The sequence below is a fragment of the Dyadobacter sp. CY323 genome, assembly GCF_021390245.1.
In the GTDB taxonomy this organism is placed as follows: domain Bacteria; phylum Bacteroidota; class Bacteroidia; order Cytophagales; family Spirosomataceae; genus Dyadobacter.
This window is the reverse complement of the sequence record NZ_JAJUXH010000004.1, coordinates 127,965-153,293: the sequence shown is the minus strand read 5'-3', so window position 1 is coordinate 153,293 and position 25,329 is coordinate 127,965. Positions and strand designations below refer to the sequence as shown.

Below are 25,329 nucleotides of genomic sequence, written 5' to 3'. Positions count from 1 at the left end.
ATGACACACGTTCCTCAACTAATTGTCGACCTTTCTCTAATCCTGACAATGGCGGGTATTATTACCCTTATTTTCAAGAAATTGAAACAGCCCATTGTGCTTGGTTATATTCTGGCCGGATTGCTTGTAGGGCCTAACTTTAACCTTTTTCCAACCATTACGGACATTAAGACGATCGAAATCTGGGCTGAGATCGGCGTTATTTTTCTTCTGTTCAATCTGGGTCTTGAATTTAGTTTCAAAAAGCTTGTCAAAGTCGGGAACACCGCTGCTATTACAGGTCTTTTTGAAGTTTCGATGATGCTTGTAGTTGGTTTCGTGACCGGTCAGCTTCTTGGATGGGCCAAGATTGACAGCCTTTTTCTCGGTGGTATCATAGCCATTTCATCTACAACGATCATTTTTCGCGCATTTGAAGAATTAGAGATCAAAACACAGAAATTTACACGGGTCGTTCTTGGAATTCTGGTCATTGAAGACCTTACCGCCGTTTTATTAATGGTTTTGCTGTCAACATTATCCATTAGTCAGCAGTTTGCAGGGATGGAGTTACTGCAATCCATCGCAAAGCTTTTCTTTTTTCTTACAATCTGGTTCCTGGGAGGGATATTCGTCTTTCCGACTCTTTTGCGCCGTTACAGAAAGCTGATGAACGATGAAAGCGTACTGATCACATCCGTCGCACTCTGTTTTGGAATGGTTTTCCTGGTCACCCAGGCTGGCTTTTCGGCGGCTCTCGGTGCATTTATCATGGGTTCGATCCTGGCAGAAACTACGCACGCTGAAAAGATCGAGCACCTTTTAAAACCCCTTAAAGACTTATTCGGCGCAGTGTTTTTTATTTCAGTAGGTATGCTGATCAACCCAAGTTTGTTAGTGAAGTATGCCGTGCCTACCGCCATACTAGTCCTGGTTGTTATTTTGGGTAAAACTACCTTCGTGACCATTGGAGCTGTGATTTCGGGGCAACCCCTCAAAAAATCGCTGCAATCCGGGATGAGTTTGTCGCAGATCGGTGAATTCTCATTTATTATCGCAACACTCGGTCTTTCGCTGAAAGTGACGAGTGACTTTCTGTACCCCATTGCGGTGGGCGTTTCGGTGATCACTACGTTCACCACACCGTACATGATGAAAGCGTCTGAGCCATTCTACGAATGGTTGGATAAAAGATTGCCGGAGAAATGGCGGCTATACCTGAACCGATACAGCACCAGTACCGAAACGATCGCGCAAACCACGCATTGGAATCAGATTTTAAAATCATACGCACAGACTGTAATCCTCAATTCGGTAGTCGTAATCGGCATTGTTTTGGCATCGTCCCGGCAGCTTGCCGATCAACTCCATGAGCGGATCCCAGAGACTTTCATTACCAATTCCGTTTTGTTCGGCATTACGTTTTTGTTGGTTTCCCCATTTTTATGGGCACTTGTTTTCAAGAGATCCAATCGAAAAGCATACTCTGCGATCTGGCTGAGCCGAAAATACAGTCGCGGACCTTTGTTGTTGCTCGAACTTTCCAGGGTATTGATCGCCATTTTGTTAATGGGATTTTTATTGAATTCCTTTTTCGCAACACCAACTGCATTAAGTGTGGCCGGCGGCATTATGGTACTGGGTTTCGCGATTTTTTATCAAAGACTTCAATTGTTTTATAACCGTATAGAAGACCGCTTTTTACAAAATCTGAATGCCCGTCAACTGGAAGGCAGCGGAAAATCGAAAAGAATATTGTTACCCTGGGATGCCCATTTTGCCTTCCTGGAAGTTAGCCCGGATTCTAATCTGATCGGCAAAACGTTACAAGAGTTGAAGATCAGAGAGAATTTCGGGATCAATGTCGTATTGATCGAACGGGGAAGTAAAACGATCCATCTGCCACGCCCGACTGAGGTGCTTTATCCGTGTGATCGCATTGAGGTTATCGGAACAGACGACCAGCTCGACTTCTTCCGCGGGCATGTGGAAATCAGTACGAATGGGGATATGTATATGGCACACGAAGACAGCATTGTGCTCGAGCGCATCGAAGTACGAAATGAATATAATATCCGGGGAAAAACCATCCGGAACAGTGGTATCCGCGAAAAAACACAAGGAATGATCGTCGGGCTGGAACGCAATGGAGAACGCATTCTTAATCCGGATTCATCAATGGTGATTGAAAACCAGGACGTGCTCTGGATCGCAGGAGATAAAGATCTGATCCGAAAATTTGTTAATACCAAAACGGCAAACAGCGGCGAGGAAATAGAACAATCCCTTATGTCTTAATCAGGCCCTGCAACCCGCCGGTATGGACAGCTACGATGGTGGTCCCTGGTTTAAAGTGTTTTTTTTGAATCAGGTCAAATAACCCGTACAACATTTTGGCAGTGTATACTTGTTCTGTCTGAATGTCAAATTCAGTTTTAAACCAAATGAGGAAATCGAGCAGATCATCATTCCACTTGGCATAACCTCCAAAATGATAGTCCGTGAGCAATGTCAGGTTGCCACGATCTTTATACTGCTCTAATAGCTCATCAATATCCGCTTTCAAAAAATCACCTCCTTTTAACGCAGAAAAGGCAAGCACGTCCGCTTTCGCGGAAAGAATCCCCGCAGCAGTTCCTCCGGTACCCGCAGCAACTGCATAATAATCAACATGTTGACTCAATTGCTTCGACGTCTCGTGAACCATTTCGGCCACACCTTTAAGTCCGTGTCCCGATGTCCCTCCTTCCGGAATGATAAATGCATTGCCGAGAATCTTGATCAGATTAAATAAGTAAGATATCGAGTTACGCTGGCGATATTCATCACGGGAAACAAAACGGATATCCATTCCGTGATTCCGGCAGAAATCGATGGTTGGGGTTTCTTTTTCCTCTCCTCTCACAATACCGATCGACCTCATACCTATCGCATTCGTTGCGGCGGCAGTGGCATATAAATGATTGGAATACGGCCCACCAAATGTCACAACGACATCCTGCCCACTCGACTTCGCGGCACTAAGATTATATTTAAGCTTTCTCCATTTATTCCCCGAAACGACCGGATGGATCAGGTCATCGCGTTTGATATACAATTTCACTCCTGCCTCATCCAGGATTTTATGAGAAAGCTCCTGCAAGGGTGTAGGCAAGGAAGGGTGAAGTATATCCATACATTTTAATAATTTTGTTTGCAGCAAATAACACTAAAATGTCCGAAGATCACATTGAGATTACCTCTGAAGAAGACGATTTGTTTGAACATTACCGGATCGTTGCCGACAAAGGACAGAGTTTGATCCGTCTGGACAAATATTTGGACCTCCACGTAGCAAATGCTTCGAGGACTAAAATTCAGAATGGCATTGAGGCCGAGGCTGTGAAGGTAAACGGGTTGTCAACCAAAGCGAGTTATAAGGTCAAGCCTTTTGATGTCATCACACTTTCACTTCCCCAACCGCCAAGAGATACGGAAATTATTCCCGAGAACCTCACACTCGATATCATTTACGAGGATCCCGCATTGCTGATTGTCAACAAACCCGTGGGTATGGTTGTGCACCCGGCATTTGGCAACTGGACCGGTACTTTAATCAACGGACTTGTCTATCACTTTCAACAATTGCCCACGGGCCGGAATGGCGAAGGTAGACCAGGACTTGTGCACCGGATCGACAAGGATACTTCCGGACTTCTGGTGATCGCAAAAACGGAGTTTGCAATGACCTTTTTAGCTAAACAATTTGCTGACCACACCATTGAAAGAACGTATCAGGCGCTGATCTGGGGCGAGCCAAAAGTCGAAAAAGGTACCATTACAGGGAATGTAGGACGAAGTGCAAGAGATCGTCGTGTGATGGATGTTTTCCCGGATGGCAGCCAGGGGAAGCACGCCGTTACGCATTATGAGGTGATCAAACCACTTCGGTATGTTTCACTTGTGAAATGCAATCTCGAAACGGGGCGTACGCATCAGATCCGGGCTCACATGAAGCACATCGGACATCCTATTTTTAATGATGGGACTTATGGTGGGGATAAAATACTCCGGAGCAACACAGGTGGCGGGTATAAAACGATGGTCGAAAGCTGTTTCCATTTACTGCCGGGGCAGGCACTTCATGCAAAGTCACTTGGCTTTATTCACCCATTAACAAAAGAATGGATCCAATTTGACACGGAACTTCCACCGAATTTTCAGGCTGTCGTAGAAAAGTGGGAAAACTATTTAAACTATGAGTAGTTAGTAGTATATTTTAGTTTCGAAGTGATTTTAATCTTAAAAAAGAACTATGACGATCTCAACCCGACAAGGCACCATTGAAGATATCCCCGCAATTTTTGAGTTGGTAAAAGAACTTGCGGTTTACGAGAGAGCGTTGAATCAGGTCACAAACAATGTTGAAAAAATGACCCGCGATTACAATGAAAAACTCTATGATTTCTTCGTTGCCGAGTCGGATTCAAAGATTATCGGATTGTCGCTATACTATTTCCGATACTCAACCTGGAAAGGGAAACGGTTGTATATGGAGGATATCATTGTTACCGAATCGATGCGCGGGAATGGAATCGGGAAAATCTTATTTGATGCTACGGTTTCGGCTGCCAAGCAAACCGGCTGCACGGGAATGCTGTGGCAAGTACTTGATTGGAATACGTCGGCGGTTGGATTTTATAGGAAATACGGCACCAACTTCGACAATGAATGGATCAACTGCAGCCTGGATTTTTAAGGTTTAAGCAAATCAGGCCGGCGCTCTTTTGTTCTTTTTATTGATTGCTCATAACGCCATTCTTCTATTCTTGCTTCGTGTCCTGACATCAGAATATCAGGCACTTTGTTTCCTTCATAATCTGCCGGGCGCGTATAAACAGGAGGTGCGAGGAGGTTATCCTGAAATGAATCCGTCAATGCGGAGGTTTCATCATTCAACACGCCGGGTAACAATCTGATGATCGCGTCTGAAAGTACAGCCGCAGCGAGCTCACCACCAGACAGTACGTAATCACCGATGCTTATTTCTTTTGTAATAAACAGATCACGAACCCGCTGATCGACACCTTTGTAATGGCCGCAAAGCATCATGATGTTTCCTTTCAGAGATAGTTGGTTCACCATTTGCTGCTGCATCAGTTCCCCATCGGGTGTGAGGTAAATGACTTCCTCGTAGTTTCTCTCATTCTGAAGTTTCCGAATGCATTGAGCAATCGGTTCTATCTGCAAAACCATGCCTGCACCACCACCAAACGCGTAATCATCAATCGTGCGATGCTTGTTTGTCGAGTAGTCCCGGATGTCGTGGACCTGCACTTCCACAAACCCTCCTTGCTGCGCACGTTTCAGAATGGAGTGTGCAAAGAAACTGTCGAGTAAGTTGGGAACACAAGTGAGAATGTCAATCCGCATCGTCCGGAACGTTTTCAGATTCTGAATCCTCGCTTAAATAAACTTCCAGTAAGCCCTCAGGTAAATTTACAAACAGGTGCTTTTTCTCTTTATCCGCCTTCAAAACAATGTCAACGGCGGTTGGAATTAACACCTCCGTTCCCATATAATCCATCGCAATGAGATCCTGGCCATTCAATGAATACACTTCCCTGACAATTCCCAGTTCTCCTTTCGTCTGATCAATCACTGTGTAACCTTTGATTTCATGGTAGTAGAATTCTTCTTCCCCCAGTTCCTGCAAATCCTCGAGTGGCAGATAAAGTGAATTACCTACTAGGGCCTGTGCCTTTTCAATGGTATTCACATCTTCAAAGCGTACGATTGCATTGCTTTGCTTCTGAAGATTAATATCTTCAATAAAATAAGGAACTAGCTCACCTTTAATCTCCACGTAAACCGATTCCAGGTCCTCATAATCATCCGGATAGTCCACATCCAGGTAAATAACAACATTACCCGCAGTCCCGTGGGTCCTGACGATGTAACCTAATAAATAGCAATTATCCTGTGTCACTTTGGTATGAAATAAGACTGATATAAAACAGTATGAGTCTGTACGGAAAACCGACAGACCCATAACTCATGTATTTTGCGAAGAATTACTCAGCGGATTCTTCTGCCGGTGCGCCGGGCGCTGGAACCTCGGGCGCCGAAGCGTCGGGCGCCGAAGCGTCGGGCGCCGAAGCGTCAGTAGCTGGGGCGTCGGTAGCTTCTGTTTCCACAGAATCAGTCACTTCCTCGGTAGTTTCTGCCTCTGCTTCAGCAGGCTCGGCTACTTCCTCTGCAGGAGGTGTATTTTTCTTAGCGATAGCATCTGCACGGTCCTGATTCACTTTACGCTCCGCATCCAGTTTTGCTTGTCTGTCAGCATCTTTCTTCTGACTCAACGAGTCAGCAGCAGTTGCTTTACGGCCTTCTTTAGATCCTTTCCAATCTTCAAAACGAGCATCAGCAACTTCCTGAGTGATTGCGCCTTTAATTACACCTACTTGCAAGTGTTTTTTAAGCATCACACCTTCATGTTGCAGGATGGAACGAGCTGTGTCCGTTGGTTGAGCACCTTTAAGAAGCCAATCAACTGCCTTAGCAGATTCCAATACGATTGAAGCTGGGTTTGTACCGGGATTATAAATACCGATTTTTTCGATGAAGCGACCATCACGTGGTGCTCTGGCATCTGCGACTACGATATCATAGATCGCTTTCTTTTTGCGTCCCCGACGCGCTAACCTGATTTTAACTGCCATTGTTGTATTTGTTGGTTGGGATCTCGTCCCGTAATTTAAACAGGGTGCAAAGGTACAGAAAACTTATAAATATAGTATCATTTTAGAATACTATAATTTGGTACCAAATCTCGTTAATTCCTTGTCTGCAATCCTGGCATTATGCCGAAATTGGACTCTAAACGTACTTTATGTCGTCATACAAAAAAAAGGAAGACGAAAAATCGCCTTCCTTTTTATGCTCAATTTGAGATACTACTTTTAGCGACGGAAACCAGCCGGATAAGTAGAGCGGATTGTATTGTTCGGTAAAATTTTGATCTCAACACGACGGTTAGATTGTAACCCTTCAACAGTTGTGTTTTCAGCAATCGGGCGATATTCACCGTAGTATTCTGCGATAATGCGGCTCGGATCTGTCAGTCCTGCACGAACCAGGAAGCGTTTTGCTGCATCAACACGACGACGTGAAAGGGCTACGTTATAAGCGTCCGAAGCACGTGCATCCGTATGTCCTACCAGAACGATCCGGCAATTTGTACGCATGTTCAACAACTCAACCACTTTGCTAAGTGTTTCTTTGGAAGGATTGCGAATAATTGCTTTGTCAGTATCAAACTCGATGTTGCTGAATAAAGCTTCGCACTCGTCTTTTGGCAGGTTATTTTTGATCGCGTCTCTGATGATCTTATCAAGATCCATTGCTACGCCACCACCTGAAACTACACTACCAATCGGCGTATTTGGTTCTTTATCGAAAAGATCGGCAACGCCGTCACCATCCGAATCTGTGTAAAGTCTTGGGTCAACCGGCTTCGGCATGTTCGCTTTTGCGATTGAATCCGCATCTTCCATGGTTGGATTGTAAGGAACCGGGATTAATGCTTCCGGATTCGCCCAACGTAAGTGGTAACGTCCGCTGGTTGCATCATACTTGCCTTTTTTAGCCATTACTGCATTCTTGCCAAGCTTGTACGTCAATGCAAGTGAAAGCAGTCCATAAGAATCGTCATTCGATTCTCCTTTTGCGAACGTCCAGATTCCTTGTTGTGAGGTATAATCGCTTAATCCACCAACTGTTGCATCAAGTTTCTCTGTATTTACAAAGTTATGCGTGTAGTCAATTCCAAGGTCGAAACGAGGTGTTAATTCATAATGAACAGACAAACCTGTCGGAATTACCCATTCCCGAGTGTATGTAGAACCATTGCGTTCCCATTTACCGGCTGTTTTCGAACTCGCGTCCGTATTGGTGGAGAAGCTGGAAGATATACCTTTTGTAACGTTGGTATAATCCACATCGGTATGATAGTAAATAATACCGGCACCAAGGTGCGCGTCAACCTTCCATCTTAACAACTTCTTGTAACCAAAAAGGAGACGGCTGATATTTGCAGTTCCGTCCAGGGTTAACTGAACATAAGACGGACTGTTGAAAGTAGCGTTATAAACATCGTTGGTGAGAGAGCTGATGTGACCATTTTTTGAGCCTTGTAGACGGCCATTGGATCCAACAAGTTGAATACCGAAAAGTGGAGATAGTTGCTTGTTTATTGAAAGTCCCCATCCGCCTGTTACCTTCTCGTTATCTCCGCGTTTGAAACCATTATACTGACTTAAATCACCGAAGAATTTCGTAATCCCGCCGTATCCGGTAATGGACCAGGTGTTCATCTTGTTCGGTCCGTCATACGTTCTGTTTTGAGCAGACGTATCTAGACTTAAAAGGGACATACAAAACAAAGCAACGTAAAGATTCTTTTTCTTCATGGGAAACACGCGTTATGTGATTCAATTATTGCACTTATAAATAAACTCAAAATCAGAAAAAGGATAAGCCTGTAAGCCGGGTTCTGTATTTTCACTTTCGTAAAACTCCTGCCATTTATCCAGAATTCCGGTCACCCGGAATCTCTAACGATCTACCCGTGTTAACACTCCAAGAGCGGGGACGAGTAATCCCACGAATTAACACCTATTTGATCTTTCAGCCCGTAAGGTTTACCGTGCCTCTGCGGTTACCCGAAGAGCGGTGGTCTCTTACTCCACCATTTCACCCTTACCTTTACATATAAAAAAACATGCCAAGGCGGTATCATTTCTGTGGCACTTGCTGTCAACCGATCGTCACCAATCCATTGCCTTCCCGTTAGGAAGTACGGCACTCTGTGCTGCCCGGACTTTCCTCCCCGACAATGTCGCGGCGGCAGGACGGCCAGATCCTTTCCCTTGAGCACAAAGCTAAGAAATACTTTCTTTCGATCAGCAGTCAATATACTATAAAAACTAAAAAAATATGGTATTGACACTGATTATTATGCAAATTTGGTATTAAATTCCCTTCAATCCATCCACCCTCAAATTCACTTTCCCGCTGGCAAATACAACAGAATAAAGGTGTTTTGGAGTCAGATAAACCTTATCCGGAACGATATCTGAGAGGGTACCTTTCAATGTTACTCCCTCGGTAATTTTATAATTTCCCAACGCCTTTTGAATCGTCTTTTTTGCCACCGAAATTTGCTCGCCAACCGGAAATACCATCCTTTTTTCCACCATTCTGCTAAACTGTCCCTGCAACAGCCACCCAGCCGTCTGAACTATCGCATTTTTTGTATTAAGGTCATAATCTAACCCTTTCAAAGAAAGCTGCTGCGTCAACGGATCATAAAACGGAGTCCCTTTCAGATAAATATCGCCGGTTATATTCCCTTCCAAACTAGCCTTGATGACAAGTTTATCATTTTGACCATACATTTCTACCCCGGTTACCTCTACATGATACTTACCGCCTAAAAACGAGAATTTCTCGCCGCGAAATTTTGTAGTAGCGAGCCGGGCCGCATCTTCGTAAGAAACCAAACTGATCAACCCGATCTTGAAATCTTCCGGAACTTTGGGGACGATCTGCAAGTCAGGAAGTTTTTGAACCGACGAAACAACGGGCTTTGTCGCAGAAGTAATGGTTTGTGTATACCCTTTAATGCCGATTACAGCTCGCAGAACATTGTTTCTTGCCAGCAAAGGCGTCATCACCACGGCAGTAGGAACGAGGGAAAGCCAGGTGTCAAACTCTTTGGCAAGCATCACCGGTTGCCGCGCGATATTCCAGGCCAGCTCCGCATTTTTTTTAAGTTCAAGATTGCTGGAAACTTCTTCGTCGATGGCCTCCGTGATTTTGTCAAAATTCTTATTAAGCATTCTGCTGGCCAGGCTTTTGATGGGAATGTTCATACCGGCCACTTTGACACTCGGATCACTGATCCAATCGTAGCTATCCACATACGTTTCCGATTTCACCTGCCAGTTCGGAGCGATTCCGATCTTCGAAATCAGCCGGATCCGGATTGAAAACTCGGTATCCTTATATCCGGACATCGTAACCCCCAGCGGACTGATCTTATATCCCGCACTCACCCATATTTTTAATGGCACTTCAAAAAGAAAGGAAGAATCGATCGCTACGACCTTGATCGGATTGATTTTCCAGACTTTCGCCTTCAGATTGTCATTATCATCATCTTCATAGCTGTTATCCTCATAAATCAAGCCTTTAATTTTCGCATTGATCTGACTCTCAATTTCCGAAACCGGAATTTCAATAGGAATATTGAGCACAGATAAATGCCTTTCATTCTGGATTTCCTTCTCCGAATACTTATATTCTTCCATAGGTGCTTTGGGCGAGGTACTTTTTGAGCGGCATTGCCATTGACTTACTGATACCCATACCAATACCGACAAGTATATGCATTTGACAATCCGATTATTTGATTTTGACGAGGGTAGCACCGTATCCGAATTTTTCTTTTAATGCGTCTTTAAAATAATGTACATGCTGATGCTTCCCCAGCCGACGGTGCAGTTCATTTTTCAATGCGCCACTTCCGGCCCCGTGGATAAATGTGATCTCTTCCATTCCATTTGCGATCGCTCTTTCCAGGTTTGTTTCAAATGCTTCCAGCTGCGTTTTCAAAATCGTTTCATTGGACAGTTTCGAAACATTGCCACCCAGCTTTTCAATATGCAGATCAATCACCTCGGCTGGCTTTGGAATTGGCTCGGTAACCGACTGATTTCCTCCCAACAAACTGTTTTTTAAGCTTATTGATAAATTCTCATCCGATACTATATCCTCTTTTTTAAGATTTTCTTCATCCAATTGAAACACATATCCATCTTTCAGAAGCAACGGCACTTTTCCTTTACTCTTATAAAAGGATTGCGCTCTGCATTTCATTCGTTTCGTTAATAACTGGGGTAAAATATGATTTCCTTCCCGGTAATAAAGCACCCTGAATTCAAACACAGGCCAGTTCTCAAAGTCTTTCATCATCAGCTCGGTCAGCTTTTGAGATGATCTCGGCAATAAAAGACCTGTGCCCAAACCGGTCGTTTTCTGATCCGTAATGCTGCTCGCCGTGAAAGGCAGGGTCCAGTCCGAATTATTCACCACGTGCATGGTGAGTGCAAGGTCGTTGATGGCGATAAATGCCAGGTAAATGCCCTTTTCGGCAAATGGCAGGTTTCGTGGTACAATGCTATCACGTTGCGGAGCAAGCTTTTGCGGCCCCTCGTCTTTCATCATTCGCTGCGACTCGACCGGCGAAATCGTAACAATCTCATTGCGTAAAACCGGAATCCGGAAACCATCTTCAATCTCGACCTCAACTACATTTCCAGGCAAAAACGCATAGATAATGCCTTCTTCCCGGCCATGAACTAGTCTTACTTTATCTCCAATATTCATATTTCGTGATCCAGTTTTTAAAAATAAAATGGTTTAAAATCAATCCCCTTCCTGCTGAACTGCAAAGCCGGAGCAGGTATCTTTAAAGAATTGGCCAAAAACCCAATGGTCTTAACAAATTTGCTGCGGGTTTTGATCTTGGTTAAATCAATATCCAGTGACAAGTAATACTGTCGATAAGGTCGGTAACCCATTTCTATACTTTTATCCGGCTCAGCCGAGACCATATCATGAATGCCGTAACCGATCGAAAAACAGAGCCAGCCGGGCCAGTTACTTCCCTTAAAAAAAGAAGCCGGACTTGCTGAAAACCAATACGTTTGTCCATTATAATCCTTCAACCAGCTTTCCGAACGATTCGCTCCCAGCAACTCAGGTCTGACCTTGGAAAGGGAGGTATAGTGAAATGAGAATTTAGGATGTATCCGAACCTCATCCCAAAGCGCGACCTGCCCGAGATAGATTACTGAACCTGCAAGATTACCGATCATATCGCCCGGAGAAAAACCATAATCGGGTGAGAAACCATCCAGGATCTCTATCGGCGTTTGGAAGATAACGCCGGAAATTGCCCCGTAAACCAGCATTTGACGTTTTGAAATGCCCGTTTTCTTATAAAGCGCGGCCGTATGTCTTGCGATTTGATAGGATGTGTAAACGTGCCCCATTTTGTCCATTTGGAGCCACTCGCGGGAATCATCTTTGACCGAGAAATTTTTGAGCGGATTTTTGTACCAGGATTTACTCAGACCGTAAATACTCCCCACATACAATGCAGACTGTGCCGCAAAGATCCCCCGAAGCAATTTGTAGTTAGGCCGGATGGAGTCAGACCGAATGGAATCAGCAGGTACCGACTGGGAGAATGCATTTGAAATACCAAAAAAAGCGAAGCAAATGACAAGCTGTCCCGTGACCAGAATGCGGGTCAGTCTAGTATCCGCCATGGTATTTTCTTAACCCCCACTCCGCCCCTAACAATAGAACGATCAGGAAGAACAACCATTTAAGGTAAATCAGCTCGACCATTTCCTCACTACTGTCCAGACGATCTGCCGGGCGGTCATTTTTAATTTTTTCAAGAAAACTTGCCAAAGATGCCGGGGTAATGAATTCACCACCCGACCGGCTTGACAATTCGCGCAGCATACCAAAATCAGCGGTGGTATTGTTGGCTTCAATGTCAACATTACGGATCACAAACTGGCCGCCCACCTTTTCCTGCCCGCCTCTTAATGTGGTCGATGCAACATAACGATACACTCCTTCCGGCAGCCCGGATACATTGAAACGCGGCGATTCGGCGGAATGTGTATAGGTAAATTGTCTTGCTTTCCCTTTCTCATCCGTCACATCCAGCTTTACTTCCTGCCCGAATATCGGCTCATAAATGTCATTGTATATCTCCGTTTGAAAAACCACCTGCTCGCCGCTTTCGAACTCATTTCGAACCGGATAAACACGAAACTTGCGTTTGTCTTCCCGGACCGAAAGTACCTGAATCAGTTTTTGGAATAAATTATCAACGACCTCCTGCTTATTGGTTTGTGCAAATTCCTCCTGCCTCCATTGCCATATTCCTTCCCCGGCCAAGACGGCCACCTTCTGTTGGCCATTGTTATTGAGTACCAGCAATGGCTTATTGGTATTTAAAGTCCCTACCCGCTGATAAAGAATGGTTTCTGTTCCGGAGGAAACGTTGTATTCTCCAAACGGCACCGATAACGGCGGCAGCCTTTCCAGCAATTTGAGGCTTTCCGCGTCGAAATTCAGTTGCTGAAATGAAGGATTAAAACGTGCCGAAACTTTGTCTGTCTGGTTGTTCGAGGTATTGATGATCAGCGATCTGTTCAGCGAACTCGCCAGTGGTACCGCCGATTGATTTCCCAAAATAAAAAACAAAGGAATTTTCGAATCGAGAAACTTGCGGACTTGTGCATTACCTAACCCGAGGACATTCGGTATCTGATGCAAAATCACCAGATCATACGGTTTGGTACTCGCGGGAGGGTTGTTTTCAATGGATAGGATGTTGATATCCAGCTCGTAATTGTCATTCGTTTCGACAATGCTGCGAATGCTTTTAATGTCCGGATGAGGCGCGAGTGCCATCAATAAGATTTTCTGGCGACCGTCGATAATGTCCATGTAAACATCCTTCCGGTTGTTCCTTTTTGAAGTTTCTCCCGCGACACCGCCCAGTTCGAGTGTGAAATGCTGCACGCCTTTCTGGTTGGATGTAGCTTTAAACTCGAATACTTTGAAGAAATCCGGACGGTCTATCGACACATTTTGACTTTGAACCACCCTGCCATTTTGCTTTAAAGTAACAGTAGTCGACTTACCTGCCAATCCATTTGCCACGATTTCAGCACGGATCGGGAATTCATTTTCAAGATAGGCAATGCGGTTGCTGATTACATCCTTAATGCGGATATCCAGATCCGGGACGGTATCTCCGACTGCTAATGTGCTTATTTTGAATGGAAACCGATTGTAAGCGGGCGATATACCTTGATTAACAATGCCGTCGGACAGTAAAACCACATCCGTAAGATTCCTTCCTTCAAAATTCGTTTTGATCGTCTGAAGCATTCCGGATAAATCCGTCTTGTTGTGATCAAACTGAATGGAATCGACGGTCCGTTTTCCGGCATTTTTATCCAATGTCTCGACACTTACTTCAAACCCTGCATTGGAAAGTTCAGCCGATGCATCGGAAATCTGCTTAATCAATGCTTTCCCATAATCCCCAACAGATTCGGAATTGTCAATCGCAAAAACGATTTTGGCTTTATCCACGGAAGTTTCCGTTTTGCGGACTAATGGACTTAAGAGAAGAAAACAGATGATTGAAACCGCGAGTCCACGAAAAACAGCCAGAACATAATTCAATCTTTTACCCCACGGCGCCTCAGGCTGGTACAGGAAAAACGCATATGCCGCGCCAGCCAGCAGGCAGAAAATGAGAAACCAGTAAGGTGTTTGAAATATAAGTTCGGACCGCATTTGTTGAAAATCAATAGCTGGCAACGTTACAATATACAACGAAACTGCCAGCTATTTCACTAACGAAGAAAGACACTAGGTTAACATACCGCCGTCGACCTGAATAACCTGGCCGGTAATGTAACGCGATAAATCGGAAGCCAGAAAAACGCACGCATCCGCCACTTCCTCGGGCTGGCCGCCGCGCTTCATTGGAATGGATTGTTTCCATTCCTCTACCGCTTTGGATTCAACAGCCCCGGTCATTTCCGTCTCTATAAAACCCGGCGCAACCGCATTTGAGCGTATATTTCGCGAACCCAGTTCCAGTGCGATCGACTTTGTAAAACCAATAATACCTGCTTTTGACGCCGCGTAGTTGGATTGTCCTGCATTACCGCGGATCCCAACTACCGAGGTGATATTGATTATAGACCCGCTTTTTGCGCGGATCATGCTTTTAGTAGCCGCTTTTGTCAGATTAAAAACCGATTTAAGATTGATGTTAATGACCGTATCCCATTGCTCCTCACTCATTCGCATCAACAATCCGTCACGGGTCACACCGGCATTATTGATCAAAATATCCAGCTTCCCGAAATCAGCCAGAACATCCGTAACAAGCTGATCCGCAGACTGAAAATCGGATGCATCGGAGCGGTACCCTTTTGCACGGACGCCAAATGCTTCCAGTTCTTTTGCCAATGCCTCTCCTTTTTCAACACTGGATAAATAGGTAAATGCAACGTCTGCGCCTTCCTGAGCGAGGCGTAATGCAATAGAACGGCCAATCCCGCGCGAAGCACCTGTAACCAATGCCACCTTATTTTCGACTATTTTCATAAATGGTGTTAATCTGTCAAAATGAATTACTTCGGGCAAAAATAGAATATTGCATAGAGATGGGCAATGAACCCGCACAATTTTGACCGTGGCAACCTTTTTTTAAAACCTTCTGACTTCCGTGACTGTTGCAACAGTACGTTCATTTTTCATTTAATTATCATCAGAATAATGTCAGAATCAATCAAAACTGCACTCATTACCGGCGGTTCAAAAGGCATCGGATACGGTATCGCGGAGGTACTGGTCCGTGAAGGGATCTACGTCGCAATCACCAGCCGTTCGCAGGAAAACGTGGATAAAGCCACTGCGGAGCTGAATAAAATACGGGAAGGTTATGCCATTGGAATTGAAGCCGATGTGCGGAATTTGCAATCGCAGGAAAAAGCCGTTCAACTGGTTCTGGATAAATGGGGCCAGCTTAACTACTTCATCGCCAACGCAGGAGTCGGCCATTTTGCTCCGATACAAGAACTTTCGGCAGAACTCTGGCAGGAAACAATTGACATTAATCTCACTGGCGTGTTTTTCAGCGCAAAAGCTTCTATCCCGGCATTAACCGAATCAAAAGGCTATTTCATCAACATCGCAAGTCTGGCCGGTACCAACTTCTTTGAAAAAGGTGCCGCCTACAATGCGAGTAAATTCGGACTTGTTGGCTTTTCGCAGGCTATGATGCTGGACGTGCGGAATGCAGGGATTAAAGTAACGACCATTATGCCTGGCTCGGTCGCCACGGAATTCAATGATCACAAACCGTCTGAAAAAGATGCGTGGAAGATCCAGCCGGAAGACATCGGCCAAATGGTTTCAGACCTGATCAAAATGCCCGCCAGAACGCTGCCGAGCAAAATTGAAGTGAGACCATCCATGCCGCCAAAATAGCTTTCCTACACTTTATACCATTTGGGATAAATGTAAAAAGAAAATGCAATAGCCGCCCCGGCGATCAGCAAAAGAGGTATTTTATATAAAATCAACAAGGTAAGGCCGATAAAGCCAAACAGGAAGGTCTGCATGGAATCGTCTTGCAGGCCTTCTTTTTTATACAAAAAAAGGTGTGATAAGATCAGGATCGAAAGGCCCAGCGCGTAAAGCTGCGCTACTTCAAAGATCGTGAGGGACGCATTCCTCATCGCCGCCAATGTTTCTGGAATGATCAGTATCGCGTGCAACACCAGCATTTTGACAAACCGGTTTCCATCTGAGAATGGTAACGTTCTGCCCCACAGCCAGATACTGGTTTCCCATTTAAAAAATTCATACGAAATACCCAGGTTAAGCATGTACGCGAATGACAGCCCAACTGCGGGAAGCCGGATGTCATAGTTATCCGTACTATAATAAAGCATGGTTCCCACCGATACCAGAATCGCCCCCATTTTACCCACCAGCATCGTGACGCCTCTTTCCCGGAAAAGCCATTCCATGGTCCAGTAAATCCAGGAATTGGGTCTTGCGAAAGGTAGATTAATAATGCGACTGCTGTTGGCAACATATAATACCGGGTTCCGGATTCTCCATTCCGCCGCGAAAGCGATACCGAGTGTTAAGACAAAATAAAAGACGAAAATCGGCCAGACCTGATCCGTAGCCTGATCCTGTACAGAAATGGATATCAGATAAATGCCGTAGAATAGAATGGGTTGCAAAAAACCCAGACCGAGGATCAAAAACCGGCTCAACCGTTTTAAATCGGGCCACATCCGGCAATGGTAGATGAATGTGTACTCAGGCAATTTCCAGATCTGCATTAAAAACTGGACGCAGATCAGCGTATAAACGAGCCAGATTCCAAACAAATAAAGCATCCCGAACGACCCGGTTAGAAAAAAAACGGCGAATGCGTGATGCTCCCGTCCACTCAAAAAACCGAACAGAATTCCCAGTATTACAAAGAACATCCCCGCCCGTTGCCTGAAAAACGCCGACACGGTCGAAATCATCAAAGTTTTCATGAATGAGAGATGCTTACGAGATTTTTGTTTTTTAATGCAAACGTCTCAGTAACCTGCAATCCATCCTGCTGAAAAAGCTGATGGGAAGAAAGCAGGAACGTAACCCCAGCTTCATGATACGATCGGATCAGACCGAATAATGCTGCCTGTGCGTCTCTGTCAATGGTAATGAGCGGCTCGTCCAGGATAATTACGGATGGCTCGCCGAGAAAAGCCAGTGCCAGCGACACCTTTTTTACCATGCCGCTGGAACAGCTCCCGAAGGAATTTTTGAGATAATTAATCCCTAATGCGTCAATCAGTTTATCCCTTTGCCCAGCCGGGGCCTTTTTAGCTTCCGCAACAAAATCGATCAGGTCGGACGGGGTCAAAAATGAGGGGTAAAGTGGCTCCGCTTCACCTAGATTTAACCTCAGCCGATAATCGACGGGATGTTTCCTGAGGTTATACTGTCCATTTAAAGTAACGTCACCTACATACGGCAGCATCCCCGACAAGGTTCTGAAAAGCGTGGACTTGCCCGCACCATTCTCCCCCTGGATCCAGTAAATACCGTGTTCTATCCGGAATGAAGAGATTGATAGTATTTCCAGATCACCGTAACGCTGGTGAAGATCCTGAATTTCGAGAACTACTCCCCCGGGTTTATCTATCTGATTTTGAAAATCTTTTTGCATTAAGGCTTGTAATTGAATTCATCCATCAGACATTGTAACGCAACCGACTCTTCATATTTATACAGCTCACTATTGAAAAGCGCCTCGTGACCCGAATTTCTGAGGCTGACCCAGCTGTGCGTGGCGTACGGTTCGTAGTCGAAATGACGGAATGTATGTCCCATTCTGCTCACATCCCTGAACCATTCCACACCCGTATCAATCGCATTATTGGAACCGATCGGCGTAGCCTTCCCGAAAGGCGCTGTCGCCGGTCTCGCTTTTTTAATATTGATCATCGAGACATACTCATTCAGCCTGCATTCAGGCAAAGGCCACGGCGTATTCCGGTCGATATACGCTTCGTAAACCGGACTGCGCGGACCGGGATATTGCGCCGACATTTCCATGATTTCGTTATAGTCCGGCCTGTACTGCAGATAATTTTCGCCGCTGCACCGTCCAGCCGAATGCGCGGGGCAATTCCAGCATTGCCCTACTTTGCCGATCCCCGTATGATCGCCGATGTTCATCAGATACTGCCCAACCAGATCATCCTTGAAATACATGTCGTTATGTATTAAAAGCAGGTATTTTTTGTTGGTCTTTTCCCAGGCATACTGATATCGGATGGCCCGGCGATATACCCCGATTCTTCGCAGCTTGGTACCGATCCGATCGTAGGCAAACCAGAAAAGAGGTTTGTAACGAATAATCCTGCCAGTAAAGATCTTATACAAAAATTTATAGCTGACAATTTCCGGTTGCTTCTTCTCTTCGACAAAGTAAATCTTGTCGATCCACTGCCCGGAATGCTTCATTAAGGTGAGTAATGTGACTGCGGTTTGATACGGTTTTCCGTAGGCGCTGACAGCAACGTCGACGCTCCCTTTTTCAGGATTCATGATAGGGTTCTTTGGGTCTTGCATTTGGCTTGTCCAAACTTGGTACAAACAAAATACAAAATCTCAACATTAAAATAACTTACCCTGCAACAGGACAAAATTTTGTACTTTCATTTGCACGGTTCCCCGTAGCATGTATATTTGAAATTATTTTAAATTAAAGCCGCAAGTTTTTTAAAATAATTTTTAAAATTGTCTGTTGCCACCTTGTTCTCCCATACTAATCAGCCTCCTATGAAATCGAACCGCCGGTCTTTCTTGCGCATGTCTGCGTTTTCTTTGCCTTTTACAAACATCCAACAGTTATTTGCTAAAACACCCGCAGTAAACAAGCCTATTGTCATTTCGACCTGGGATAGTGGTCAGATCGCAAATGGTGGTGCGTGGCCGGTGCTTGAAAAAGGCGGAAGAGCATTGGATGCCGTGGAACAAGCCGCCATTGCAATGGAAAACGAGGTAAACTGTTGCGTCGGACTTGGCGGGAACCCCGACCGTGACGGACACGTAACCCTCGATGCCTGCCTCATGGACGATAAGTTTAATTGTGGTTCCGTCGCATTTGTCGAACGCGTAAAGCATCCGATCACACTTGCTAGAAAACTGATGGAAAACACGCCTCACGTATTTTTGGCTGGCGAAGGCGCCCAGCAATTTGCGGTAGCAAGCGGCATAAAACTGGAATCTGGCGAGCTCTCACCCGATGCTGCGAAAGCGTATCAGGAATGGCTCAAAAAGGCTGAATACAAGCCGGTTATCAACATAGAACATCAGCAATCCAAACCGAAAGGTCACGGCCCATTTGCTCCAAGTCATTTCGATGACGGCTCGGTGAACCACGATACGATGGGTACGCTCGCACTAGATGCATCCGGAAATCTTTCGGGCATGTGTACGACGAGTGGAATGGGTTTCAAAATGCGCGGCCGGGTCGGCGATTCGCCGATCATCGGTTCTGGACTATATGTGGACAACGAAGTGGGTGCCGCGACCGGCTCGGGCCAGGGTGAAGAAGTGATCCGAATTTGTGGAACACATACCATTGTGGAGTTAATGCGGAACGGAGCTTCTCCGATGGAAGCTTGTAAAAAAGCGATCGAGCGCATAATCAAGATCAATCCGGAGAAAGCCAAAACGTTCCAGGTTGGTTTTATTGCCATCAACAAACAGGGCGAAATTGGCGCCTACTCCATTCAAAAAGGTTTTAATTATACCGTAACCGAAAAAGGCGGCAAAGGAAAAGTCATCAACTCCAAAAGCCATTTCTCCTGATCCATACCGATCCGCCAGTCGCCTACCCGAATGCGGAAATAGTTTTCACTGCTTTTCTGGCCCTCCATTCTTATAATCGAGACCTGATGCTTCAAGGTTTTGCGCAGATTCCAACCTTGCGATTACATCGAATACTCTTTTTTGGATATCTATTGGGGTACTTCTCAGATCTTTCTTAAACTTTTTGACATATTGAACTACCATCCCATTTCTTTTTTCAAATCAGACACAGGTAGTCGGGGTTCGTTGCTTTCGGCTCGCATCAGTTCAAGCAAAAAATAGTCTTCCAGCTTTTCATTTTCAATGATGTCCAATATTTGCTTCATTTCGGCTTCCGTCCAGCTTCCCCGCTGTTTTTTAACGCTGAATGTAGGGCCGGAATGCCGATCTGCTCTGCCAGAAACGAGTTCTTATAACCCGACTTATTGATCAGAGTACCCATGTTCTTTTTCAATTCCATATAGTTTTCGACAATGTTAAACATACCTTTGAAATTTATTTTGAACGTTAGTAGCATCTTAAATTTATTAATTAAAATTAAGGATTTTGTTATTAAACCTTCCAACCGACCTGACATAATTTGAGTTGGGGAATTTAGGTTAACATAATTAGTGAACTGTTCTAAAAAAACCGATCTTCACTTTTCGATAATACTGATACTTACTACCAGATACCTATATAAAAATGACAAAATTTTTAGCCGCCTTTTTCTTCTTCTCGGCATTAAACGCCTCTGCCCAAACCCCTCCGAAACCTTACGGTGCAGTGCCTGCCCCAAGGCAAGTTGCGTGGCACGAAACCGAAGTTTACGGCCTCATACACTTCACCCCAACCACATTTGAAAACAAGGAATGGGGCTTTGGAGATGCCGATCCCAAGACGTTCAACCCCAGCGATTTCAATGCCGAGCAGATTATTCTCGCTGCGAAAGCTGGTGGACTAAAAGGGATTGTACTGGTTGCCAAACACCACGATGGGTTTGCATTATGGCCGACAAAAACGACGGAATATAATATCACAAAAAGCCCATTTCGGGACGGAAAAGGTGATTTGGTAAAAGAAGTGGCAGACGCTGCCCGAAAACACGGTCTGAAATTCGGTGTATACTGTTCTCCCTGGGACCGTAACAATGCCAAGTATGGTACGCCGGAGTATCTTGCGATTTACCGTGAACAGCTCAAAGAGCTTTATTCGAATTACGGTGAACTTTTCATGTCATGGCATGATGGTGCAAACGGTGGTGACGGCTACTACGGCGGTGCCAGGGAAAAACGCTCCATCGATAACACTACCTACTACCAATGGGATTCGACCTGGACCAATCTTACCCGGAAACTGCAGCCGACTGCCAGCATTTTCAGCGACATTGGCTGGGACGTGCGCTGGGCCGGAAACGAAGACGGCAGCGTAAATGAAACTTCCTGGGCGACGTTGACCCCGAAACCATCGGAAGGTCAGAATGTGGCCGTACCTGGTCAGGCCAATGCGACCGAAAACCCTGGCGGAACGCGGAATGGGAAGTTTTGGATACCGGCAGAGTGCGATGTCCCACTTCGCAAAGGATGGTTTTATCACCCGACAGAAAAGCCAAAAACACCCGAGAAGCTATTTGACCTATACCTTAAAAGCGTTGGCCGGGGAGCTGCATTAGATCTCGGACTGGCACCAGATACGAGAGGCCAGTTACATGCAGACGATGTTGCTGCATTAAAAGCATTCGGAGATCACGTGCGCGAAACTTTTTCGACCAATCTGGCGAGTCGTGCCGCATCAAAAGCCGTGAATGTGCGGGGATACAACTCCATTTACAGCGCAAAAAACATCCTGGATGGCAGACCTGAAACCTATTGGGCAACCGACGACGATTTCAAAACCCCCGAAGTGACCATTGATATGAGCCAGCCTGTGGTATTTGATATCGTTAGTGTTCAGGAATTTATAAAACTGGGTCAGCGGATCGAAGCATTTGCGGTAGATGCATGGCAGGGTAACGAATGGAAAGAAATCTGCAAAGGCACAAGCATCGGCGCCAAAAAGATCATCAAACTCGAAGCTCCGGTTACCACTCAGAAAGTCAGACTAAGAATTACCAAATCTCCCGTAAGTGTCGCAATCAGTGAGTTTGGGGTTTATAAGGATTCGGAGTAAGCTACTTTTCCAACCGTTCCAGCCTGCCGAACATTTCGAGCATGGCGGCCTGATCGATCAGGGATTTAACCGGTTTGCGGCCCAGCAGACCGGTTTCGTCTTTTTCGTCTTTCCAGATCCGCTCCGCATCGTCCGTAAACATCTGGAAATCTCCCGCAGTTTTATCCACTTTATACAACTCTTCGAAACCCCGGAGCAGCACCACATTGAACCAATAATGGTCCGGCAGCCGGCCGTTTTTATAAAAGTACTTTTTGGAAGCCTCCGCCATCAGTTTCGCTTCCTCCAGATACCGCTGATCGCCGGTTAGGTTGTATAGTAAAACCGTGGATTGCAGCATAGTACCGGTATTATACGTGTATTTCGCCGAATCAATTTTTAACCCCGGCACTTTGATCGCATCATAATATAACCCTTCGGGCGAACGGAGATTCTTTTTAGTCCATTCATAAAGTTGGACGCCCGTTTCCAGGTACTGTTTATCCTTTGTGATTTTATAAAGTTGCAGCGCGAGCAAGATTCCCGGACCATTGGAACAGGTATTTTTCGTATTTTTCTCATCTTCCTTCCAATACAATCCCCCACCCGCCTTCATGTCGTAGCCAGTCATTTGAAACCGATAGATTTCCTCGGCTACTGCCAGGTACGATTTGTCCGCAGTCCGGTTATATGCATCCATGCACGCGATTCCAATCCATTGGTTATCATCATAAAACCGCGAGTCTTTTCCCTCTTTTGTGACATACGCCTGGTAACCGGGCGCAGGTGCTTCTGTGTTATGGTACTGTTCGATAGCGCCAAGCACCGGCTTCAAATACTGCCGGCCAGGTAGCACCGTCTCCACTTCGTCGGCAGCCTGTATCAGCGCGCACAATGGCCATAAATATGAATGCGGCTTATCGTTTTTGCCGTTTGTTTCGATAAAAAGCCCGGTCGAAGGTTCGTAAAAATTCTTCTGGATATTCCACATGATCTGCCCCATCCGGGATTTGTAATCCGGCGTGGCCTGCGCCCCGGCTAGTTCGCTGAAAGCCAGGAATACCGGGATAACGAGGAGATATCTATACATGATGGCAAACTTTTTAAACCGCATTGAAACTGTCATTTGTAAAATAAAACAATAAAATTTTGTTATTTCAATAATATGCAAAACACTATTTCTTTTAAAAAACACAATGCCTATTTTTGATTAGCACCACAATCTTGAACATTCATTGGCAAATTTTTCTGATAATACGGATGACGTCACACTCTGGAATTACCTCCGAAACGGGGACGAAATTGCCTACTCGGAACTTGCCCGGCGTCATTACCGCACCTTGATCCAGTACGGCCTGCGTTTTACGCCTAATATGCAGCTCATCGAAGATACTTTACAGGATTTGCTTGTCCATTTGTGGCTTCACAGAGAGTCAATCAATGAAACGCCTTCTGTGAAATTCTACCTGATCAAATCTTTTCGTCACCGCATTCTCAAAACCCTCAAACCCATCAACGAGGTCGAGCTGACCGATTATCTGATTGACCTGCATTCCGAGTTTTCCTGTGAAGAGTCGATGATCCAGGTTGAAAGTGATCTGGCTATGAAAAAACAGATTAAGACCATACTCGAACGCCTCCCCTCCCGCCAGCAGGAAGTTATTTATTTACGCTACTTCCAAAATCTCAAACCGGAAGAGATCGCCAATTTACTCTCCATCAATGCGCAGTCAGTAAGTAACATCATTCAGCGAGCCCTTTCTAACCTTCGTAACCTCTGGCCACAGAGCTCATTTTCTCTCCTTTTTTATGCCTTTTGCCAAACTTTGTACTAATTATTAAAAAAAATAAAAAATAATCCTACCCAAGTGAGTATCCCGGCGAGAAAATCGGATAATGTAAAAAAACATTGTCCGTGTCAATGGAACCAGCTTCCGAAGCTTTATTAAAACAACTACTCGACAACCCCGCATTTATAGCATGGGCGAGGGATGAACGGCCCGATGAAAACCAGATATGGGAAGAATGGGCCGGCAATAATGAAGAAAAACGAAAGGCTGTTTCAAAAGCGAGACAACTTGTAAAATCCGTTCTTTCAGCCGACAAAAAGCTAACCGATCAGCATATTGACTTTAAAATCAGACAGGCATTAAGAAGAGCAAAACAAATAGAGATCGGAGGAAATGCAAATGTGAGGGTGCTGTTCCGGTTTTTTACCTGGAATGCAGCGGCAACGATAGTGATCGCATTCGGGGTGGCTTTCGCCGTTTTCAGGATTTATAAAAATAATAGCCAGGTACCAGCAGCGGGATCGGTGATTTCGATAGCAGGATCTTCGAGAGCCATTACCATTGAAAATCAAGACCGCGCTTTTAAATATGTTCAGTTACCGGATGGTAGCTCGGTGGTACTGCATAAAAACAGCGGAATTACCTTCCCTGAACAGTTCGATTCGTTGCGGAGGGAAGTTGAACTGACTGGCGAGGCATTTTTCGAAGTTACCAAAAATCCCGAGCAGCCATTTTTTGTATATGCCAATGAGCTGGTTGCCAAGGTTCACGGGACCAGTTTTAGTATAAAAGCGGGAGAAAAGGAAGAACATATTTTAGTAGCGGTAAAGACTGGGAAAGTGTCTGTTTTTACCCGTTCTGATGTGAATGCAGATGAATATAAAACCGATAAAGAACAGGCTGGCTTATTATTAACCCCCAATCAGCAGGCCACTTTCGAGCGAAATCAGGCCAGGTTGATCCGATCAACGCTGAACAGTGCGATACTGCTGAATATACCCATTGAACATCAACCCTTTATCTTTTCTGAAACACCTGTACTCGAAGTTTTCGATGCGTTGGAAAAAGCCTATGGTATTGATATTGAATATAATAAAGATGTAATGTCGCAATGCAGCATTACTGCTACTTTGGATGATGAGCCTTTGGAAAACAAATTAAAATGGATTTGTACGATCCTTGAAGCGACTTACCAGGTTTCGGATCAGACGATCACCATTAAAGGAAATCCTTGCCGATAATCAATTATTCACCAAACCGGATCTATTTGAATACAAACAAAAAAGGTGAACGATGCGTCAACATCATTCACCCTGCATAAATCCCTCTCTCTATGCTGGCGCTAAGAAGATATCCCTGGGGGATAAAGGGGACCATTTTGCCG

General features: G+C 45.1%; 24 protein-coding genes and 1 other RNA gene. 8 read left to right on the top strand and 17 right to left on the bottom strand.

Features of this window, described 5'->3' with window-relative positions:
- The gene (locus LZG72_RS09640; protein ID WP_233870826.1) at window positions 1-2,277 is read left to right on the top strand and encodes a cation:proton antiporter; all 2,277 of its coding nucleotides are present in this window, start codon (window positions 1-3) and stop codon (window positions 2,275-2,277) included.
- Here the strand turns inward: LZG72_RS09640 and LZG72_RS09635 are convergent.
- Window positions 2,267-3,154 carry a 1-aminocyclopropane-1-carboxylate deaminase/D-cysteine desulfhydrase gene (locus tag LZG72_RS09635; protein WP_233870822.1) on the bottom strand — a complete coding sequence of 296 codons (888 nt, stop codon included), beginning with the start codon at window positions 3,152-3,154 and terminating at the stop codon, window positions 2,267-2,269. The two genes, LZG72_RS09640 and LZG72_RS09635, sit on opposite strands and share 11 nt — an antisense overlap.
- 38 nt (window positions 3,155-3,192) lie before the next feature.
- Between LZG72_RS09635 and LZG72_RS09630 the strand changes: the two genes are divergently transcribed.
- Together LZG72_RS09630 and LZG72_RS09625 are read left to right on the top strand one after the other, a co-directional pair.
- Window positions 3,193-4,224, top strand: a complete 1,032-nt coding sequence (locus LZG72_RS09630) for an RluA family pseudouridine synthase (protein ID WP_233870819.1) — start codon at window positions 3,193-3,195, stop codon at window positions 4,222-4,224.
- A gap of 49 nt (window positions 4,225-4,273) precedes the next feature.
- Window positions 4,274-4,717 carry a GNAT family N-acetyltransferase gene (locus tag LZG72_RS09625; protein ID WP_233870816.1) on the top strand — a complete coding sequence of 148 codons (444 nt, stop codon included), beginning with the start codon at window positions 4,274-4,276 and terminating at the stop codon, window positions 4,715-4,717.
- Here LZG72_RS09625 and trmD read toward each other — a convergent pair.
- From trmD to fabG, 10 genes are all read right to left on the bottom strand, one after another.
- Entirely contained in the window at window positions 4,714-5,391 is a 678-nt protein-coding gene (gene trmD / locus LZG72_RS09620; protein ID WP_233870813.1) for a tRNA (guanosine(37)-N1)-methyltransferase TrmD, read from the bottom strand. The two genes, LZG72_RS09625 and trmD, sit on opposite strands and share 4 nt — an antisense overlap.
- Window positions 5,381-5,947, bottom strand: a complete 567-nt coding sequence (gene rimM / locus LZG72_RS09615; protein ID WP_233870810.1) for a ribosome maturation factor RimM — start codon at window positions 5,945-5,947, stop codon at window positions 5,381-5,383. The genes trmD and rimM overlap by 11 nt, the downstream gene beginning before the upstream one ends.
- A gap of 85 nt (window positions 5,948-6,032) precedes the next feature.
- The gene (locus LZG72_RS09610) at window positions 6,033-6,680 is read right to left on the bottom strand and encodes a 30S ribosomal protein S16 (RefSeq protein ID WP_233870807.1); all 648 of its coding nucleotides are present in this window, start codon (window positions 6,678-6,680) and stop codon (window positions 6,033-6,035) included.
- Between the two features lie 240 nt (window positions 6,681-6,920).
- Window positions 6,921-8,429 (bottom strand): OmpA family protein, encoded by a 1,509-nt coding sequence (locus tag LZG72_RS09605; RefSeq protein ID WP_233870804.1) that lies wholly within the window; start codon window positions 8,427-8,429, stop codon window positions 6,921-6,923.
- A gap of 56 nt (window positions 8,430-8,485) precedes the next feature.
- Window positions 8,486-8,883: RNase P RNA component class A (gene rnpB, locus LZG72_RS09600), an RNA gene on the bottom strand.
- Between the two features lie 107 nt (window positions 8,884-8,990).
- Window positions 8,991-10,331, bottom strand: a complete 1,341-nt coding sequence (locus LZG72_RS09595; protein WP_233870801.1) for a DUF4403 family protein — start codon at window positions 10,329-10,331, stop codon at window positions 8,991-8,993.
- 94 nt (window positions 10,332-10,425) lie between these two features.
- Window positions 10,426-11,409 carry a Smr/MutS family protein gene (locus LZG72_RS09590; RefSeq protein WP_233870798.1) on the bottom strand — a complete coding sequence of 328 codons (984 nt, stop codon included), beginning with the start codon at window positions 11,407-11,409 and terminating at the stop codon, window positions 10,426-10,428.
- A 17-nt stretch (window positions 11,410-11,426) separates the two neighbouring features.
- Window positions 11,427-12,356 carry a DUF2279 domain-containing protein gene (locus LZG72_RS09585; RefSeq protein WP_233870795.1) on the bottom strand — a complete coding sequence of 310 codons (930 nt, stop codon included), beginning with the start codon at window positions 12,354-12,356 and terminating at the stop codon, window positions 11,427-11,429.
- A complete protein-coding gene (locus LZG72_RS09580; RefSeq protein WP_233870793.1) occupies window positions 12,343-14,418 on the bottom strand; it encodes a VWA domain-containing protein in 2,076 nt (691 codons plus the stop codon). The genes LZG72_RS09585 and LZG72_RS09580 overlap by 14 nt, the downstream gene beginning before the upstream one ends.
- 75 nt (window positions 14,419-14,493) lie before the next feature.
- Window positions 14,494-15,240, bottom strand: coding sequence for a 3-oxoacyl-[acyl-carrier-protein] reductase (gene fabG / locus LZG72_RS09575; protein ID WP_233870790.1), 747 nt, complete (start codon window positions 15,238-15,240; stop codon window positions 14,494-14,496).
- Window positions 15,241-15,411: 171 nt separating this feature from the next.
- Between fabG and LZG72_RS09570 the strand changes: the two genes are divergently transcribed.
- Complete coding sequence (locus LZG72_RS09570) at window positions 15,412-16,125, top strand: SDR family oxidoreductase (RefSeq protein WP_233870788.1); 714 nt, start codon at window positions 15,412-15,414, stop codon at window positions 16,123-16,125.
- A 5-nt stretch (window positions 16,126-16,130) separates the two neighbouring features.
- Here the strand turns inward: LZG72_RS09570 and LZG72_RS09565 are convergent, their stop codons facing one another.
- Genes LZG72_RS09565 through LZG72_RS09555 form a run of 3 tightly spaced genes read right to left on the bottom strand, consistent with a single transcriptional unit; the run spans window position 16,131 to window position 18,759 of the window.
- Window positions 16,131-17,198, bottom strand: coding sequence for a hypothetical protein (locus LZG72_RS09565; protein ID WP_233870786.1), 1,068 nt, complete (start codon window positions 17,196-17,198; stop codon window positions 16,131-16,133).
- Window positions 17,195-17,875: an ATP-binding cassette domain-containing protein gene (locus tag LZG72_RS09560; protein ID WP_233870785.1), complete on the bottom strand. Its 681-nt coding sequence runs from the start codon at window positions 17,873-17,875 to the stop codon at window positions 17,195-17,197. Before LZG72_RS09560 ends, LZG72_RS09565 begins: the two co-directional genes overlap by 4 nt.
- Complete coding sequence (locus tag LZG72_RS09555; protein ID WP_233870784.1) at window positions 17,875-18,759, bottom strand: hypothetical protein; 885 nt, start codon at window positions 18,757-18,759, stop codon at window positions 17,875-17,877. The genes LZG72_RS09560 and LZG72_RS09555 overlap by 1 nt, the downstream gene beginning before the upstream one ends.
- A 234-nt stretch (window positions 18,760-18,993) precedes the next feature.
- On the opposite strand from LZG72_RS09555, the gene LZG72_RS09550 reads away from it, so the two are divergent.
- Window positions 18,994-20,028: an isoaspartyl peptidase/L-asparaginase family protein gene (locus tag LZG72_RS09550; RefSeq protein ID WP_233870782.1), complete on the top strand. Its 1,035-nt coding sequence runs from the start codon at window positions 18,994-18,996 to the stop codon at window positions 20,026-20,028.
- A gap of 197 nt (window positions 20,029-20,225) precedes the next feature.
- Here LZG72_RS09550 and LZG72_RS29135 read toward each other — a convergent pair whose 3' ends face one another.
- Both LZG72_RS29135 and LZG72_RS09545 read right to left on the bottom strand, forming a co-directional pair.
- The gene (locus tag LZG72_RS29135; RefSeq protein WP_255700994.1) at window positions 20,226-20,354 is read right to left on the bottom strand and encodes a hypothetical protein; all 129 of its coding nucleotides are present in this window, start codon (window positions 20,352-20,354) and stop codon (window positions 20,226-20,228) included.
- Window positions 20,351-20,512 carry a hypothetical protein gene (locus LZG72_RS09545; RefSeq protein ID WP_233870780.1) on the bottom strand — a complete coding sequence of 54 codons (162 nt, stop codon included), beginning with the start codon at window positions 20,510-20,512 and terminating at the stop codon, window positions 20,351-20,353. Before LZG72_RS09545 ends, LZG72_RS29135 begins: the two co-directional genes overlap by 4 nt.
- A gap of 200 nt (window positions 20,513-20,712) precedes the next feature.
- Here LZG72_RS09545 and LZG72_RS09540 point away from each other — a divergent pair, with 200 nt between their 5' ends.
- The gene (locus LZG72_RS09540) at window positions 20,713-22,176 is read left to right on the top strand and encodes an alpha-L-fucosidase (RefSeq protein WP_233870778.1); all 1,464 of its coding nucleotides are present in this window, start codon (window positions 20,713-20,715) and stop codon (window positions 22,174-22,176) included.
- A gap of 1 nt (window position 22,177) precedes the next feature.
- On the opposite strand, the gene LZG72_RS09535 is transcribed toward LZG72_RS09540, so the two are convergent.
- Window positions 22,178-23,245, bottom strand: a complete 1,068-nt coding sequence (locus tag LZG72_RS09535) for a glycoside hydrolase family 76 protein (RefSeq protein WP_233870777.1) — start codon at window positions 23,243-23,245, stop codon at window positions 22,178-22,180.
- Window positions 23,246-23,390: 145 nt separating this feature from the next.
- Between LZG72_RS09535 and LZG72_RS09530 the strand changes: the two genes are divergently transcribed.
- Together LZG72_RS09530 and LZG72_RS09525 are read left to right on the top strand one after the other, a co-directional pair.
- Window positions 23,391-23,990 (top strand): RNA polymerase sigma factor, encoded by a 600-nt coding sequence (locus tag LZG72_RS09530; RefSeq protein ID WP_233870775.1) that lies wholly within the window; start codon window positions 23,391-23,393, stop codon window positions 23,988-23,990.
- An 86-nt stretch (window positions 23,991-24,076) separates the two neighbouring features.
- A complete protein-coding gene (locus tag LZG72_RS09525; RefSeq protein ID WP_233870772.1) occupies window positions 24,077-25,186 on the top strand; it encodes a FecR family protein in 1,110 nt (369 codons plus the stop codon).
- Window positions 25,187-25,329: the final 143 nt, after the last annotated feature.